13 protein-coding genes are annotated in these 14,498 nt (G+C 66.6%); 2 read left to right on the top strand and 11 right to left on the bottom strand.

Annotation, left to right across the window (positions count from 1 at the left end; translation table 11 throughout):
* Positions 1 to 12 precede the first annotated feature (12 nt).
* The 8 genes from OXI49_18625 to OXI49_18660 form a co-directional block, all read right to left on the bottom strand.
* Entirely contained in the window at positions 13 to 1,503 is a 1,491-nt protein-coding gene (locus OXI49_18625) for a class I SAM-dependent DNA methyltransferase (protein ID MDE2692514.1), read from the bottom strand.
* Positions 1,504 to 1,560: 57 nt separating this feature from the next.
* A complete protein-coding gene (locus OXI49_18630) occupies positions 1,561 to 2,019 on the bottom strand; it encodes a hypothetical protein (GenBank protein MDE2692515.1) in 459 nt (152 codons plus the stop codon).
* Between the two features lie 31 nt (positions 2,020 to 2,050).
* The gene (locus OXI49_18635; GenBank protein MDE2692516.1) at positions 2,051 to 2,266 is read right to left on the bottom strand and encodes a DUF2283 domain-containing protein; all 216 of its coding nucleotides are present in this window, start codon (positions 2,264 to 2,266) and stop codon (positions 2,051 to 2,053) included.
* Positions 2,263 to 2,514, bottom strand: a complete 252-nt coding sequence (locus OXI49_18640) for a hypothetical protein (protein ID MDE2692517.1) — start codon at positions 2,512 to 2,514, stop codon at positions 2,263 to 2,265. Before OXI49_18640 ends, OXI49_18635 begins: the two co-directional genes overlap by 4 nt.
* A gap of 105 nt (positions 2,515 to 2,619) precedes the next feature.
* Positions 2,620 to 4,107, bottom strand: a complete 1,488-nt coding sequence (locus OXI49_18645) for a hypothetical protein (GenBank protein ID MDE2692518.1) — start codon at positions 4,105 to 4,107, stop codon at positions 2,620 to 2,622.
* Positions 4,104 to 6,902, bottom strand: coding sequence for a DEAD/DEAH box helicase family protein (locus OXI49_18650; GenBank protein ID MDE2692519.1), 2,799 nt, complete (start codon positions 6,900 to 6,902; stop codon positions 4,104 to 4,106). Before OXI49_18650 ends, OXI49_18645 begins: the two co-directional genes overlap by 4 nt.
* A gap of 338 nt (positions 6,903 to 7,240) precedes the next feature.
* Positions 7,241 to 7,570 carry a fibronectin type III domain-containing protein gene (locus tag OXI49_18655; protein MDE2692520.1) on the bottom strand — a complete coding sequence of 110 codons (330 nt, stop codon included), beginning with the start codon at positions 7,568 to 7,570 and terminating at the stop codon, positions 7,241 to 7,243.
* A 6-nt stretch (positions 7,571 to 7,576) separates the two neighbouring features.
* Positions 7,577 to 7,822 carry a DUF2188 domain-containing protein gene (locus OXI49_18660; protein ID MDE2692521.1) on the bottom strand — a complete coding sequence of 82 codons (246 nt, stop codon included), beginning with the start codon at positions 7,820 to 7,822 and terminating at the stop codon, positions 7,577 to 7,579.
* A gap of 282 nt (positions 7,823 to 8,104) precedes the next feature.
* On the opposite strand from OXI49_18660, the gene OXI49_18665 reads away from it, so the two are divergent.
* Positions 8,105 to 8,560 carry a helix-turn-helix transcriptional regulator gene (locus OXI49_18665; GenBank protein MDE2692522.1) on the top strand — a complete coding sequence of 152 codons (456 nt, stop codon included), beginning with the start codon at positions 8,105 to 8,107 and terminating at the stop codon, positions 8,558 to 8,560.
* A gap of 5 nt (positions 8,561 to 8,565) precedes the next feature.
* A complete protein-coding gene (locus OXI49_18670) occupies positions 8,566 to 9,135 on the top strand; it encodes an ImmA/IrrE family metallo-endopeptidase (protein MDE2692523.1) in 570 nt (189 codons plus the stop codon).
* Positions 9,136 to 9,182: 47 nt separating this feature from the next.
* Here OXI49_18670 and OXI49_18675 read toward each other — a convergent pair whose 3' ends face one another.
* The 3 genes from OXI49_18675 to OXI49_18685 all read right to left on the bottom strand — a co-directional run.
* Positions 9,183 to 10,952 carry a DUF885 domain-containing protein gene (locus tag OXI49_18675; GenBank protein MDE2692524.1) on the bottom strand — a complete coding sequence of 590 codons (1,770 nt, stop codon included), beginning with the start codon at positions 10,950 to 10,952 and terminating at the stop codon, positions 9,183 to 9,185.
* Positions 10,949 to 14,035, bottom strand: coding sequence for an efflux RND transporter permease subunit (locus OXI49_18680; GenBank protein MDE2692525.1), 3,087 nt, complete (start codon positions 14,033 to 14,035; stop codon positions 10,949 to 10,951). The genes OXI49_18675 and OXI49_18680 overlap by 4 nt, the downstream gene beginning before the upstream one ends.
* Before the next feature lie 10 nt (positions 14,036 to 14,045).
* A partial coding sequence (locus OXI49_18685; protein MDE2692526.1) for a hypothetical protein occupies positions 14,046 to 14,498 on the bottom strand: 453 nt, incomplete at its 5' end.

Below are 14,498 nucleotides of genomic sequence, written 5' to 3' on the forward strand. Positions count from 1 at the left end.
ACGCTGCCTCGCTCAGTCCGACAGTTCCGCGGCGATCTCCTCGAACGCCTCCAAGGCCGATCGCAGGTCCTCGGCGATCTCGGCCGCAAGCGTCTCCGGCTCCGGGAGGTTCTCGCTGTCCTCCAGCGAACGGTCCCTCAGCCAGGACAGGTCCAGGTTGAGCTTGTCGCGCTCGACCAGCTCCTCGTAGTCGTATGCCCGCCATCTCCCGTCGGGGTTGTCCTCACTCCACGTCGGTTGCCGCGTGTGGCGCTCGCCCGGGCGATAGCACTCAACGAACTCGTCCAGGTCAGAACGCCGGAGCGGCTTCATCTTGAGCGTGAAGTGCTTGTTGGTGCGGAGGTCGTAGACCCAGAGGCGCTCGGTCCACGGCTTCTCACGCGCTGGCTTCGCATCGAAGAACAGGACGTTCGCCTTGACGCCCTGGGCGTAGAAGATCCCCGTCGGCAGCCGGAGCAGCGTGTGCACATCGAACTGTTGGAGCAGGTTCGTGCGCACGACCTCACCGGCGCCGCCCTCGAAGAGCACGTTGTCGGGTACAACGATCGCGCACGAACCGTTGATCGTGAGAAGCGTCTTCACGTGCTGGAGGAAGTTGAGCTGCTTGTTCTTCGTGCTGGCCCAGAAGTCCTGACGTTCGTAGGAGTCGGACTCCGTCTCCAACTCGCCTTCCTGGCTGACGATCCGGACCGTGCTCTTCTTGCCGAACGGCGGATTCGTCAGAACCATCGAGAACCGTTGGCCGGGATCGCTCGCCAAGCTGTCCACACCTGATCGAACGGGGCACGGGTCCGCGTCGATGCCGTGCAGGTACAGGTTCATGATGCAGAGCCGGGCCGTCTCAGGGACGATGTCCATCCCCTGGACGAAGTTCCGGCGAAGATGACGCTTCCGGTCCGGGTCCAGCGTGTTGCCGTGCTCCCGAAGGACATGGTCGTGCGCAGCGAGCAGGAAGCCGCCCGTTCCACAGGCGGGATCGCAGACCGTGTCGTCCGGGCCAGGTTGCATCACGTCGACGATCGCGCGGATCACCTCACGCGGGGTGAAGTACTGCCCAGCGCCCTTGGGTGACTCCTGGGCAGACTTCGCGAGCAGGCCTTCGTAGATGTCGCCCTTCACGTCCGCCGCGAGCGAACTCCAATCCTCGGGATCGATCAGATCGACGATGAGCCGCTTGAGGGTCGCGGGGTTCTGGATCTGCTGCCGGGCTCGCCGGAAGATCTCGCCGAGCATGCCGTCCTCCCGCGAGAGCTCGGTCAGGATGTGGCGATAGTGCGATTCGAGGTCGGCGCCGTCTTCCGCCAGCAAGCTTGGCCAGTCCAAGCCGTCGGGGACCATCGAAGGCTGGCTCCACGGCTGCAGGGTCCGCTCATGCGCCATCTTGAGGAAGAGCAGGAACGTGATCTGCTCCGTGTACTGCATGTAGGACAGGCCGTCGTCGCGCAGCAGGTGCGCGAAGCTCCACGCCTTGTTGACGATGCGCTGTGTGTGGTTGTCGGACATGGTGCGTGGTGCATGGTGCGCCGGGACAGAGCGCAACAGCGCCTCCCGGCGCTGAGATCAGGAGAAGACGCGGGGTTTGAAGTCCGACCCGTTGACGATGCTAGCGCTGCTACCGGTCGCCCGAATGACGAACAGACCGCGGCGTTCCGCCTGTGCCCTCACCGCCCTGGTGCTTCGGGAGCAAGCCACGGCGCCGTAGACGCGCCTGCCCCGGCACACGCCAGACGAGGCGCAGAGACGTGAGACCTTGTACAGGAACCGTTTGATGTCGCTCGACCTGAGCCTCGTCCTGACCTCGACGAGAACCAGCTCCGAGGCGTTCCCGGCCATGATCTCTATCTCGTAGGGCCTTCCGTCCAGCCGCCCCTTCATTCGCCGGGCCGTCGATTTCACCTCGATGCCCCGCTGCTTCAGCACGGGAATGAGGTCGCCTTCGACCAAGCTGTTGCCCAGCCTCTCGCGGTCCGTCAGGAAGAGCCTCTCCACCTCCTCGTGCCAACGGTCCGTCTCCTCCATGCGCCTCCTGAACTCGTAGATTGACCGGCAGTCAGCCAGCCTTGTAAGCCCTTACGGGCAGCTCTTGAGTCTCCAGGGTCGCCAGCTCAAGGCGTTCGGCGGCATGGTCGATGTCAAAGCCGACGACGTTGCCGCTCGCGTCGAAATCCACGTTGAGACCGTCAGCGATCTCCCGGGTTTCCACGCTCGGTTCGCGCCTGAACTCCACGTAGAGGCTGTCCGTGTCGGGGTAGTAGTGCAACTTCATTGCCTGTCCTCACGGTAGCTGCGATCGAGAAACGCGTTGTGGATGGTCTCACCGTCCTCCAAGGTCACGACGCGGAGAATTCGATCAGCGACCTCGCCGGACAGCCTGATTCTGCCCCAGAAGCGTATGCGGCCGTCCTCCTGGCGTTCGCGCCGGAGCGGTGAGGCGACCACGGCACGGCACAAGTCCACGTCGACGTAGGGGCGCTTGCGCGACACCTGTTCGTCGAAGTAGCGAGTCGTCTTCATCGAAGCTAGCGGGGCTCATAGCGCTTCCGTGTCGGGTGGCTGTCCAGTTCGCCGCTCACCCCCTCGCCGGCGGCGGGGCCCACGACCGGACGCGGCCAGCGTAACCTACGCTTCCCGCGCGGCGCGGATGCGTTCCAGGAGAACAGCCGCAGGCTCGTCGTCCGGATCCTGGGGGACGAGGCGGCCCTCGAACGCGCGTTTGAGGATCGACTGGCGAAGGGCGGCGGACTGAACATCGATGCCCGCCTGCACTCTTCTCCGGGCAAGTCTCCCGGTTTCCCGTAGCAAATCGGCCAGTTTCACCGCCTCAACCTGCTCCCGATAGGGCGCAAGAGGAAGGGGAAGCGCGCGCACTTTCGAGAGACTGAGGGTGTACAGCCCCGACGTGGAACTAGCCTTGTCCAGGACCGTCCGACGGCCGATCGGCGACAGGAGCCATGACAACAGCCAACGCGGAAGACACGCGCGACCGCGGTCGCAGCGCACCTTGATCAAGTGGTTCTGATGGCAGCAGGTGGTCAGTTCGCCGTTCCACTCAGCGACCCGGCCAATCTGGCTCGGACTTCCGTTGCCCTCCACAACCATGAGGTCGCCCGCGCGGAGAAGGACGCGTTCGAGTTCCGACTCCGAGACGCCGATTGTCTTTACGTCTTCCAATCGCAGCTCATCCGCGTAGACATTGGCCACGCGCAGATAGGGGTAACTGGCCGGTAACTCGGCGCGGGCTTGGTTCTTCGTCAGGCCACCAATGACTTGGCCGACTTGGTCGACCGTCGCCCAGCACCACCCCTCCGGCAACGCGGGAAGGTCGCTCGTGTCCGGTGCGAGCGGCTCCCTGTACCTCGACTTCCAGTTCCGCGGCGGCTGACGGCCCTTGGCGGCAAAGGCAGCGAGTTGCGCCTCCTCCCACCGTTTACGGCGCTCGCCCAGGATGCGCCGGAGAAGCTCCTCGCCTGTTTGGTTCGGCGGATTGTCGCTGCGCCACTGCTCCGTCAACCGGCCCTCGACCGCAGCCTTGAGGACGGATGCCCGATAGCGTTCTAGGTTGGCCTCGGCGCGCTTGAGGGCAGTCACGCCGTCATCCAACTCAGAAAAGAGCGCTTCGATTCTGGCGACGATTCGGTGCTGTTCACGAGTCGGGGCGAGGACGAGCGGAGTTCGCCAGAACGCAGCCACACGTACACGCATAAGCGAGCCGCCAACCCCCGAGACATTCGAGGTCAGAAAGGCCCGCACCTCGGGAGCCTGGAGTGCGTACCTGACATAGCGAGGCAACAGGCCCTCTACCGGCGGGAGAGCAAACCACTCGGAAGAGGCGATCTGCGGGTCGCCGGTAGCCGGTCTCACCAGCCACACGCGGTTGATTCGCGGGTTTATCCTGCAAGCCAAGACCGTGCCGGGCACAACCGCCTGCTTCGAGGAACCGATCTCGTCGCCGGCAAGCCGCTCGGGGGATCCCTCAGCGAACGACGGAACACTGTACAGCTCGAAACGGGTCTCGGGTTGTCGAGACGGAATGACCGTCCGCCCGCGCCCCGGGTCGAACATCTTGCCCAGCGCAACCTCCGCCCAACTCTCCGGCACCTCGCTCACGCTGCCAACCTCTCATTCAACTCGGCCAGCACGGCGTCGAGCTCGTCGCCGAACGCCCCGTACACCGCGCCGAGCCCACCCATCTGGCTGAAGGGCGCGTACTCGAAGTCGTTCCGTTCGATCACCAGGCTCGTGGCGATGTGGTCCTTGATCGCGTCCAGCCACCGTAGCTGGTCCGCGTTGAACGCCTGTCCGCTTCGCGCCTTCTCGGCCAGCCATTCGCGGTAGTGCTCCTCGACCTGATCGGCGACGGGGACCAACTGCCCGTCCGCGTTGATTGCGCGCTTCACGATCGCGACCAAGTCGACTAGTGCGCCGCCGCCTCTCCCCTGCACCCTCTCGGGCTCGACCAACTCGTAGAGCCGCCACAACCCGTTGGCGGGGTCGGGCAGCCCCACAGGCGGGTTGCGCAGCGCATCTCGCAGCTCCTTGACGTGCCGGTAGCGAAGACCCGCTCGATAGGGCCGGCTGTACAGAATCCGCAACGCCTCGATGTGCTCGCGGTTTTCTTCCAGGAACTGTCTGAAATCCTCCAGCTTGGAACGGGCCCTCTCGACGGCCGTCCCGTCGTAGCCGGAACCCAGCAGTTGGTCGAGGGCAGCCTCGTCGATGATCTGGTAGAGGCTCTGGTTGATCTCGGTGATCACCCGGCGCAACCCCGGCCGGGTGAACGGCTTGAGGGCGGCGGTCATGCGCTCGCGCTCCATCCGCTCAAGCTGCTCGCTGGTCGGCTCTACGTCATCGGCCAACCCGTGCTCGGCTATCGCCGCCTCGCGGGTTGCGTCGGGGTCGATGCTGTGCAGAAGCGCGCCGGTCAGCCCCTCCAGCGTCGCCCCGTCCGCTTCCTGCGCGATTCGCGATCGCTGCTGCTCGTCGACCCGCCGGCCGAGGCGCGCCATACGCGCCGCCAGACTCGAAACGAGATCGGGGTGCACCATCCCCTGAGCCGCCATCTGCAGCAGTTTCTCGGTGCTGACGGAAGGCTGGCGTTCCAGCGGCTTGGAGTCCGTCTTATCGCGTTCACAGACGCCGACCGCATCGACGATCACGAAGTGCGTCTTCGCATCGGCGTCCGGCGTCACGCCCTGCAGGTCGTCGCGTTCGATGACCCGCACGCCCCGACCCTTCATCTGCTCGAAGTACGAAGCGGAGTTCACGTTGCGCATGAAGAGCAGGCACTCGAGGGGCCTCACGTCCGTCCCGGTCGCGATCATGTCCACCGTGACCGCGATGCGCGGGTTGTAGGAGTTGCGGAAGCTGCTCAGCAGATCCTCCGGCTTGGCGCCGGTCGTCTTGGACGTGATCTTCTGGCAGAAGTCGTTGCCCTTGCCGAACTCCTCCTTGACGATCTTGACGACGTCGTCGGCGTGGCTGTCCTGCTTGGCGAAGATGAGCGTCTTCGGGACCTCGGTGCGTCCTGGGAAGATCTCGCTGAAGAGTCGGTCCCGGAACGTGCGCACGACGAGCCGGATCTGGTCAGGCGCCACGACGTCGCGGTCGAGCTGGTTGGCCGTGTAGGTGAGGTCGTCTTCCATCTCGGCCAAGGTCACCTTGCGGGTGCGACGGTCGCGCCGGGGGACGCGGCGCCCCGCCTCTACGGTGCTTCCTTTCTCGGAGATCTTCGTCTTGATGCGGTAGACCTCGTAGCCGACGTTGATCCCGTCTGCGACCGCCTTGGTGTGCGAGTAGTCCTGGACGATGTTGTTGTTGAAGAAGCCGATCGTTTGCGGGCTCGGTGTGGCGGTCAGCCCGATCAGGAACGCGTCGAAGTACTCGACGACCTGGCGCCACACGTTGTAGATCGACCGGTGGCATTCGTCGATGACGATGAAATCGAACGTCTCGATGGGAAGGTCGGGCGCATACTCCACCGGCACGGGTTCCTCGCCGCGCAGCCGGCCCGACTCAAACAGGGACTGTTCCTCGTTCTCCGGTTCGTACTCCGCCTCGCCCTTCAAAATCGAGTAGAGCCGCTGGATGGTCGTGATCACGACCTTGCTCGCCGGGTCGATCGCGTTACCCCGCAAGCGTTGAACCACGAACTCCTCGGCGAACGCATAGCCCGACGACGGATCGCGGAACTGCTGGAACTCGTTCAGCGTCTGACGCCCGAGGTTGTTGCGGTCGACGAGAAACAGGATGCGCTTCGCCTTCGCGTGCTTGACCAGCCGATAGCACGCAGACACGGCCGTGAACGTCTTGCCGCTGCCGGTCGCCATCTGAATGAGGGAACGAGGCCGGCCGTGCGCGAGCGACCGCTCCAGGTTCCGGATCGCCTTGAACTGCACGCGCCAAAGTCGGCCTTGGTCGAGTTCCGGCAACCGCCGGAGCATCCCTCGCAGTTGTTCGGGCTCCATGCCCTGGAGGCGAAGCAACTCCTCCGGACGGTGGAACGTGAAGATCTCACGGCTCCGCGGGTCCGGGTCGAGACCGTTGGTGAACTGGGTCACTTCGCCGGTCGATTCGTAGGCGAACGGAAGCGGACGTCGCCAGGCAGGGACCCACTGGTGCAGTCCTTCGGTGTACTTCTTGGACTGAAGGATGACGCCTTGCAGGGTGTGACCCGCGGGCTTTGCCTCGATGACGCCGATGGCCCGCCCGTCAACGTAGAGAAGGTAGTCGGCGAAGCCGCTCTTCTTCTTGCCACCCTCCTTCCATTTGAGCGGGTACTCCCGCACCGCGACGCCGAAGCTCGCATGAATGTCCATGTCGCGGTGGTCCTGGACGCCCCAGCCCGCGGCGGCGAGTTGGCGATCGATCTTCTTCCGGGCGCGCTGTTCGGGGGTGAGGGGCATGCGGCAGAACCCGGCTGAGGAAATGCCGAATACCCAGCCACTCCAAGAGGAAGAGCCCTCTGTTGCCGGGCAAGCGGACCACAGCGTCAATGGGATGGGACGGAATCGTACAACCCCAGAATCCCCGAGGCTCTACCACCCAAGCTAAGTCATCCGCAGTCCTTTCGGGGAGACCGATCGCTCGCTGCCTCGCTCGACTGCCTCGCGTTGCCGCAGGCCGTCGCCGCTGAGAGAACTGGCCGTCGCTCGCGAGCCTCTCCCGAGACGTTCCCGCAAGGTGGCCGCCTCCTCCGCAGGGCTGCGGGGAATCGGCCGGCACCGGCCACTGGGAGCCCAACCTAGAAGCCAGGAGGCCTCTTGGGGAACGGGACGACGTTGCCAGCGCCTTCCGGGCTCGTTCTGATCCGCTTGGTGACCGCCGGTCCTTCGCCGACAGCGTTCTTGTGTGTTAGCTGCATCTCGTACTCAGTGTCGGGCTTGAGTCCGACGAAACTGCAGCCGTTCAACGGTGTCTCGAAGCCGGGACTCCATGAATCCTCACCGACCTCTCGGATCCGAACGACAGACGTCACGTTGGGGCTCCACTTCGCCTCGAGGATCTCCTTCCCTAACGGAAGGGATACGAAGAACTCCCCATCCTTCCACTGGATTCTCGGAACAGCTTCCATGGGCCTCTAGTGCTCCCGGTCGCGGGGAGGTAGCGGGTCGTTGCCCGGAGCAATCGTGTCCTTGCTCCGAATGCGCCCATCGCGCCCATGGGTGCTGAGCTCGCCGCCACCCTGCTTCCTGAGCATCTCCCGCGCGGCGTTCTCTGCCTCGCGCTGCGTCCCGTGGCGGCTCGAGGCCCTGGCGGCATCGTGGCGCTTGTTGACCCAAGCACCGTCCTTTTTGAATACGGAACGATCTCGTCCTTTACTCACTTCTGCTTCTCCTCGACTACCGGAGACGACTCCGGAGGTAGTTCGCCCCTTCCCGGGCGAGTTGGTCGATCTGGGCCTTCGTCAAGGGGCGCGTGCCGTTGCACGTCATGGTGCGGACACGCTGCTCCATCCGTCGCTGGGCGTCACGGGCTACTTGTTCGGCTCGCGATTGCAGTCTTCTCGCCTCGGAGCGAGCACGAGCCTGGATGGCGGCGAGTGATGGTCGATGCATGGCTAGCTTACCTTTCGGTGTAGTGGAGCGACCTCGGCAAGAGATCGAGAATGGCCTCTGTCCTCATTCGTGAAACACACTATACTCCCAGCACCGTCAGCGACGCAACCCCCAAGAACAGCAGCAGGAGCCGGCCGATGCCCGATTCGTTCGATCGCGACGCCCTAGCCACGGAAGTCCGAGAGAAGATGGCGCTGCGCGAGCTCTCGATTCGCGATGCGGCGAAGCAGATCGGCTGCAGCCCGGCGACCCTTTCCCGGATGCTCCAAGGATCCAGATCGGCTTCACATCCAGAAGGAGAAACGCTCGTGAAGGCGGCAAGCTGGGCGGGAAGATCGCTCTTCGAGCTGAGCCGGCCCGGCTCTTCGCCGCTCCGCCCAAACTCGACGATCGCAGACGTCGAACTCCACCTGCGGGCACTGCCGGATCTTCCGAAGGACGCTGCAGATGGGCTGATAGCGATGGTCAAGGCCGTCTACGATACGAGGCGTCTGAAGGAGTCCTGAGCACCGTGCCGCACGAGTATCCGCCGAACCCAACCCAGTGGCCCTACGAACGCAATGCGTTGGACCTCCGCCGCGACCTCCAGCTAGCAGCCGAGGACCGGCTTTCTGTACGTGCCAGCTACTCCCTGCTTAGGGGCGCAACGGTCCAGCCGCATGGTGATTGCGGTTGTGCGCAGGTGTACATCGACAGCTTCCGCGGGCCACTCCGGGAGACCTGGTCGGCTTGCGCGCTGGAAGTAGGTGACGACGTCGTGGTGCTCTACAACGACTCACACAGCCCGGAACGGACGCGAGCCAGCCTGATGGAGGAGTACTTCCATCTGCGGCTGGGGCACCGTCCCACGACGATCCGTGTCCATGACGGCCGCCCAAAGCGCAACTTCTCCGGCAACGCCGAGACGGCTGCCTACCATAGCGGGGCCGCCGCGCTCGTTCCCTACGGCGGCCTCCGACTTGCGATCGATCAAGGTCTCACCGTACCCGCCATCGCCATTCGTTACCAAGTCTCGCGGGCCTTAGTGGTGTTTCGGGCGAAAGTCACGAAGCAGTACAGGCGCCTCCAGCGAGCCAGCTGAGTCCGGTGTGATGGCCAACGCCCTGCGGGAAGGCGGACGACACGGCTCTACCCCTGCTGCTCGATCCACCAGTCGATGTGCTCTTCCAGCACCACCATCGGCATGGCGCCGCTGCCGATCACGGCGGCGTGGAAGGCCTTGATGTCGAAGCGGTCGCCGAGCGCGTCCTCGGCCTTCCGGCGCAGGCGGAGGATCTCCAGGTTGCCGATCCGGTAGGCCAGCGCCTGGCCGTGGATGTCGGCTGAGTAGCGCAGGAGTTCCGTGGCGACCTCCACGTCGGAGTAGACGACCCGCGCGCTCATGTACTCGCGGCCGCGCTCCAGGTCCCACCCGAAGTAGTTCATGCCGGTGTCCAGCACCAGGCGGCAGGAGATGAACATCTCCATGACGAGGCGGCCATAGAGGTCGTACGCGTTCTCGTAGACGTCCATCTCCTTGCCGAGGTTGGCGGCGTACTCGGCCCAGCCCTCGGTGAAGGCGCCGTAGCCGATCGTCTCGCGGCGGAAGCGGGGCAGGTCCTCGCGCTCGTTGGCCAGCGCGAGCTGGAAGTGATGGCCGGGGATCAGCTCGTGGTAGATCAGCCCCTGGGCCGAGAACAGGGAGCGGTTCTCGAGGTCGGAGCCGTTGTAGCGGTACTCGCCCCGCGGGTTGACGGAGGTCGGAAGCTGGTAGACGCCGAAGGTCATCGTCGCCTCGGACGTCGGGTCGAGGCGGCGGACGCCGTAGGGCGCCTCTGGCAACACGTCGAAGTAGTCCGCGATGTGGGGCTCGATCTTCTCGATGTAGCCCATGTAGCGTTCCTCGACCTCCTCGGGCGATGAGGCGATGAAACGCGGGTCGGCGCGGACCTGGTCCAGGAACTCCTTCATCGCGGTCTCTTCGGACGTGGCCTCGAACCCGATCTCCTCCCGCAGCGCCGCCAGTTCCGCTTCGATCTGCGCGACCTGCTCCAGGCCGAGCTGGTGGATCTCTTCGGGCGTGAGGTCCGTCGTCGTGTGCATCCGCACCCGGTGGACGTAGAGCTCGCGGCCGCCCGGCACCGTGCCGAGCCCGACCTGCTCCGGCGCCGCCTCCAGGTAGTCGTCGCCGAGCTCGGCGATCAGGCGGCTGAACTGTGCGTCGATTCCCGTCTCGACCGCTTCGCGCACCTGGTTCAGGAAGTCGGCGGCCCCGTCGCCGGCGCGGCCGGCGGCCGGCACGAACAGCTCGTCGAGACGACCCCGGTAGCCCTCGAACATCCCGACCACGGCCGGGACCTGGGCCTTCGGCAGGTAGATGCCGCGTTCCTTCTGCCCGGCGACCTTGTCGGCGAGCTGCCCGATCCCCTGGGCGTACTCGTCGAGCAGATGGAGGTAGTGGGCGCTGTCCTCGTCGGTTCCGACCGCAGCAGCGCCGAGCACCTGGTGCAGGATGTTCAGGCTGAAGCCGCCGGCCGCGTAGGGCGTGATGTTGAAGTCCGCCCAGTAGTGCTTCGGCGCCTCGACCAGCATGCCGAGGTTCCAGCGCAGCAGCCTGAGCGAGATCCAGTCCTCGTGGTCGACGGCCTCCTCATCGACTCCGGCCAGCCGGTCGAGCAGGTCCCGGGCGAAGGCCGCGTCCGCTTCGGCGGCCTCGAGCGTCCAGTCCGGGAAGTCCTCCACCTTCTCCCCTCGCCGAAACTTGAGGTAGGGATCGCGGGCGGCGACGAAGTCCAGGTACTCGTCGCCGGCGGTGGCGATGATGTCCGCGTCGGCGGCGCCGTCGAGGGAGATCTCGACGTTGCAGGCGGCGAGCAGGGGAAGGACGAGGACGGCGGCGAAGCGGGTCAAGTGCCTCATGACCGTCTAGCGTAGAGCACCGGTACCACGACCAGGTTCAGGAACGTCGACGTCAGCAGCCCGCCGAGGATGACCTGGGCCATCGGACTCAGGATCTCGTTGCCCGGCTCGCCCGCGCCCAGCACCAGCGGCACGAGGGCCAGCCCGGCCGTCAGCGCGGTCATCAGAATGGGCGGCATCCGCTCTTCGGAGCCCTGCCGGACGGCTTCCTGAAGCGGCAGCCCCTCGCCGAGCAGCCGTCGATAGTTGCTGACCAGCAGCACGCCGTTGCGGGTCGCGATCCCGAACAGGGTGACGAAACCGACCACGGTCGCCAGCGACAGGACGCCGCCTCCCAGCGCCACCGCGACGACGCCGCCGACCAGGGCCAGCGGCACGTTGACGAGCATCGCCAGGGTGTCGCGGTGGCTGCCGAACTCGAGGTAGAGCAGGCCGTACATCCCGACCAGGATGAGCACGACCAGCAGACCCATCGTGTAGACGCGCCGGCCCGCTTCCTCGAACTGCCCGCCAAAGGTCACCAGGTAGCCGGCAGGCAGGTCGACCTCGGCCTCGACCGCGGCCTGGGCGCGCTCGACCGTGCCGACGAGATCGGCGCCGGCGACGTTGGCGGTCACCATCGCCACCCGCTGGGCGTTCTCGCGCCGGATCAGGGACGGGCCGAGCGCGTGCCGCACCTCGGCGACCGCGCCCAGGCGGATCAGGTCGCCGGCCGGCGTCGAGACCGGCAGGGCCGCGACCCGGTCCGGTTCGGCCCGCAGGCCCGGCGGCAACCGGACGGCGATGTCGGACGCCAGGCCCTCCTCCACGATCTCGCCGACAACGACGCCCTGAAACAGCGCCTCCACGGCCTCGCCGAGGTCCGCGAGGCTCAACCCGTACCGGGCCATCGCCGTGCGGTCGAAGTCGACGACCATCTGGGGCACCGGCGACTGCTCCTGGTTCGACAGGTCGACGATGCCAGGCACGGTCGCCAGGACCTGTTCGATCCGCGCAGCCAGCGTGCGCAGCACCGCCAGATCCGATCCCTCGACCTTCACCGCCAGGTTGGTCCGGGAACCCGAGATCATGTGGTCGATCCGGTGGCTGATCGGCTGCCCGAAAGAGACGGTCACCGCCGGTATCCCGGCCACCGCGCGGCGCATCCCGGCAACCAGTTCGTCCTTCGAGCGGCCGTCCTCGAGCGGCGCCAGCACGACCTCCATCTCGGAGGCGTTGACCCCCTGGACGTGCTCGTCCTTCTCGGCGCGGCCCGTCCGCCGGCTGGTCGAGACGACCTCCGGGAAGGCGAGCAGCGCCTCCTCGACCCGGCTGCCCAGCCGATCGCTCTCGGCGAGCGGGATGCCGGGCGGGCTGACCACCGACACGGTGAGCGAGCCCTCGTTGAAGGCCGGCAGGAAGCTGCGGCCCAGTCCCGGCAGGAGCGCCGCCGCGACGACCACCAGGAGGGCCGCCGAAAACAGCACCGCCCAGCGATGCGAGAAGCACCAGTCGAGAGTCGGCGAGTAGGCCCACTGGAAGGCGCGCAGCAGCCACGGCGGGCGCGACCTGAGCGCCCGCGCCCGTCCCAGGAACAGCACGGCGAGCACCGGCGTAACCGTCAGCGCCACGACCAGGGAGGCGGCGAGCGCGGCGATGAACGCCATGCCGAGCGGCCGCAGCAGCCGGCCCTCCAGCCCGGGCAGGAAGAAGATGGGCACGAAGACCAGGACGACGATCAGCGTGGCGAGGAGGATCGGGCTCAGGACCTCCCGGGTCGCGGCCGCGACGACCTCCTCGGCCGGGCGGCGCTCGCCCTCCGGCAGGCGGCTCTCGTCCCTCATCCGGCGGAAGATGTTCTCGATCGCGATGATCGCGTCGTCCACCAGCAGCCCGATCGCGATCGACAGGCCACCGAGCGTCATCGTGTCGATCTGCAGCCCGAAGGCCGCGATCACCAGGACCCCGGCGACCAGGGAGAGCGGGATGGCGAACGCCGAGATGAACGTCGTACGGACGCTGCCGAGGAACAGCGCAAGGATGACGATGACGAGGATCGCCCCGTCGCGCAGCGCCTCGGCGACGTTGCCGATCGCCACCTCGATGAAGTCCGCCTGGCGGAAGTTCTCGCTTTCGAGCACGACGCCCTCAGGCAGAACCGGCTGCAGCCGGGCGAGCGTGTCATCGATGGCGCGGGTCAGATCCAGCGTGTTCGCGCCCGGCTGCTTCTGCACGGACAGGATGACCGCCGGACGGTTGCGATAGGAGCCGGTGCCGCGGACAGGCGCCGGTCCCCATTCGACGCTTGCCACGTCACCGACCCGTAGCGGGATCCCGCCGTCGACCCGCACGACGGCCGCGGCAACCTCGTCCGGAGTGCGTGCCCGGCTGCGCACGCGGACGATGTGCTCCTCGCCGGCCTCCACATGAAAGCCCGCGGCCAAGCTGCGGCTGGACTTCGCGACGGCGTCCACGACGTCGGCGAGCGGGAGACCGTTCTGAGCCAGGGCGGTCGGCCGCACCGTGACCTGAAGCTGCCGCTGTTCGCCGCCGATGGGAACGACCTGTGAGACGCCCGGGATCGACAGGAGGTTGCGGCGAACGACCGTTTCGGCGACGCGGCGCAACTCCATCGCGCTGACGCCGCCCTCCGCCACCGGCGCCGAGGTCATCGCGATGAACGTGATCTCGCCCATGATCGAGGAGATCGGCCCGAGCTCCGGTCTCTCGGCCTGGGCCGGAAGGTCGACGCGCTGCAGCCGCTCGCTGACGACCTGGCGGGCGCGGTAGATGTCGGTGCCCCAGTCGAACTCGACCCAGGCCACCGAGATCCCGTCGGCGGAGATCGAACGCAGCCGCCGCACGCCCGGGGATCCGTTGATCGCGGACTCCACCGCGTAGGTCACCAGCAGCTCGACCTCCTCCGCGGCCATCCCTGGGGCCTCCGTGATCACGGTCACGGTGGGGGCCGAGAGGTCGGGAAAGATGTCAACCGGCAGGTTCAGGATCCAGGCCGCACCGACCACCGTGAGGAGAGCTGCCCCCGCGACCACCAGCAGACGGTGGCGCAGGGAGAACCGAAGCAGTCGCTCGAGGGGTCCCACTCCGGCGCCTTCAGTGGACGTGGCCGTGAGCTTCGCCGCTCGCCATGAGGGACGAACGACGGATGGCGTCCCCGCCGCGGGTCACCAGGCGCTGACCGGGCGCCAGGCCGGCCACCAGCACCTGGTCCCCCTGCCGGCCGAGCACTGTCACCGTCTGCCGCTGGAAGTCCTCGCCGGACAGTTGCAGGAAGACGACCGGCACGCCGCCGTCGTCGACCAGGGCCGAAGCGGGCACGACGATGCCGCTCTCCTCACCGGCCATCAGCACCTGCGCCGCGACGGTCGATCCAAGGGCGAAGCCGGTGCCGGCGATGCCCGGGGCCTCGAGCAGGACGGTGACGGTGCCGGTGCGCGGCGAGAGTTCCGGCGAGATCGAGACGAGGGAGAGGTCGCCTTCGACCCGCACCGGCCCGCTCTCCGGGTCGTCGAGCACCAGACCGCGCAGGCCCGCGTCCATGAGCCG

Source organism: Acidobacteriota bacterium (assembly GCA_028875725.1).
Lineage (GTDB): Bacteria > Acidobacteriota > Thermoanaerobaculia > Multivoradales > Multivoraceae > Multivorans.

What these genes read in the sequence shown, in the direction of transcription:
- OXI49_18625 (MDE2692514.1), bottom strand. Translation starts at nt 1,503, where the DNA reads ATGTCCGACAACCACACACAGCGCATCGTCAACAAGGCGTGGAGCTTC.
- OXI49_18630 (MDE2692515.1), bottom strand. Translation starts at nt 2,019, where the DNA reads ATGGAGGAGACGGACCGTTGGCACGAGGAGGTGGAGAGGCTCTTCCTG.
- OXI49_18635 (MDE2692516.1), bottom strand. Translation starts at nt 2,266, where the DNA reads ATGAAGTTGCACTACTACCCCGACACGGACAGCCTCTACGTGGAGTTC.
- OXI49_18640 (MDE2692517.1), bottom strand. Translation starts at nt 2,514, where the DNA reads ATGAAGACGACTCGCTACTTCGACGAACAGGTGTCGCGCAAGCGCCCC.
- OXI49_18650 (MDE2692519.1), bottom strand. Translation starts at nt 6,902, where the DNA reads ATGCCCCTCACCCCCGAACAGCGCGCCCGGAAGAAGATCGATCGCCAA.
- OXI49_18655 (MDE2692520.1), bottom strand. Translation starts at nt 7,570, where the DNA reads ATGGAAGCTGTTCCGAGAATCCAGTGGAAGGATGGGGAGTTCTTCGTA.
- OXI49_18665 (MDE2692522.1), top strand. Translation starts at nt 8,105, where the DNA reads ATGGCCTCTGTCCTCATTCGTGAAACACACTATACTCCCAGCACCGTC.
- OXI49_18675 (MDE2692524.1), bottom strand. Translation starts at nt 10,952, where the DNA reads ATGAGGCACTTGACCCGCTTCGCCGCCGTCCTCGTCCTTCCCCTGCTC.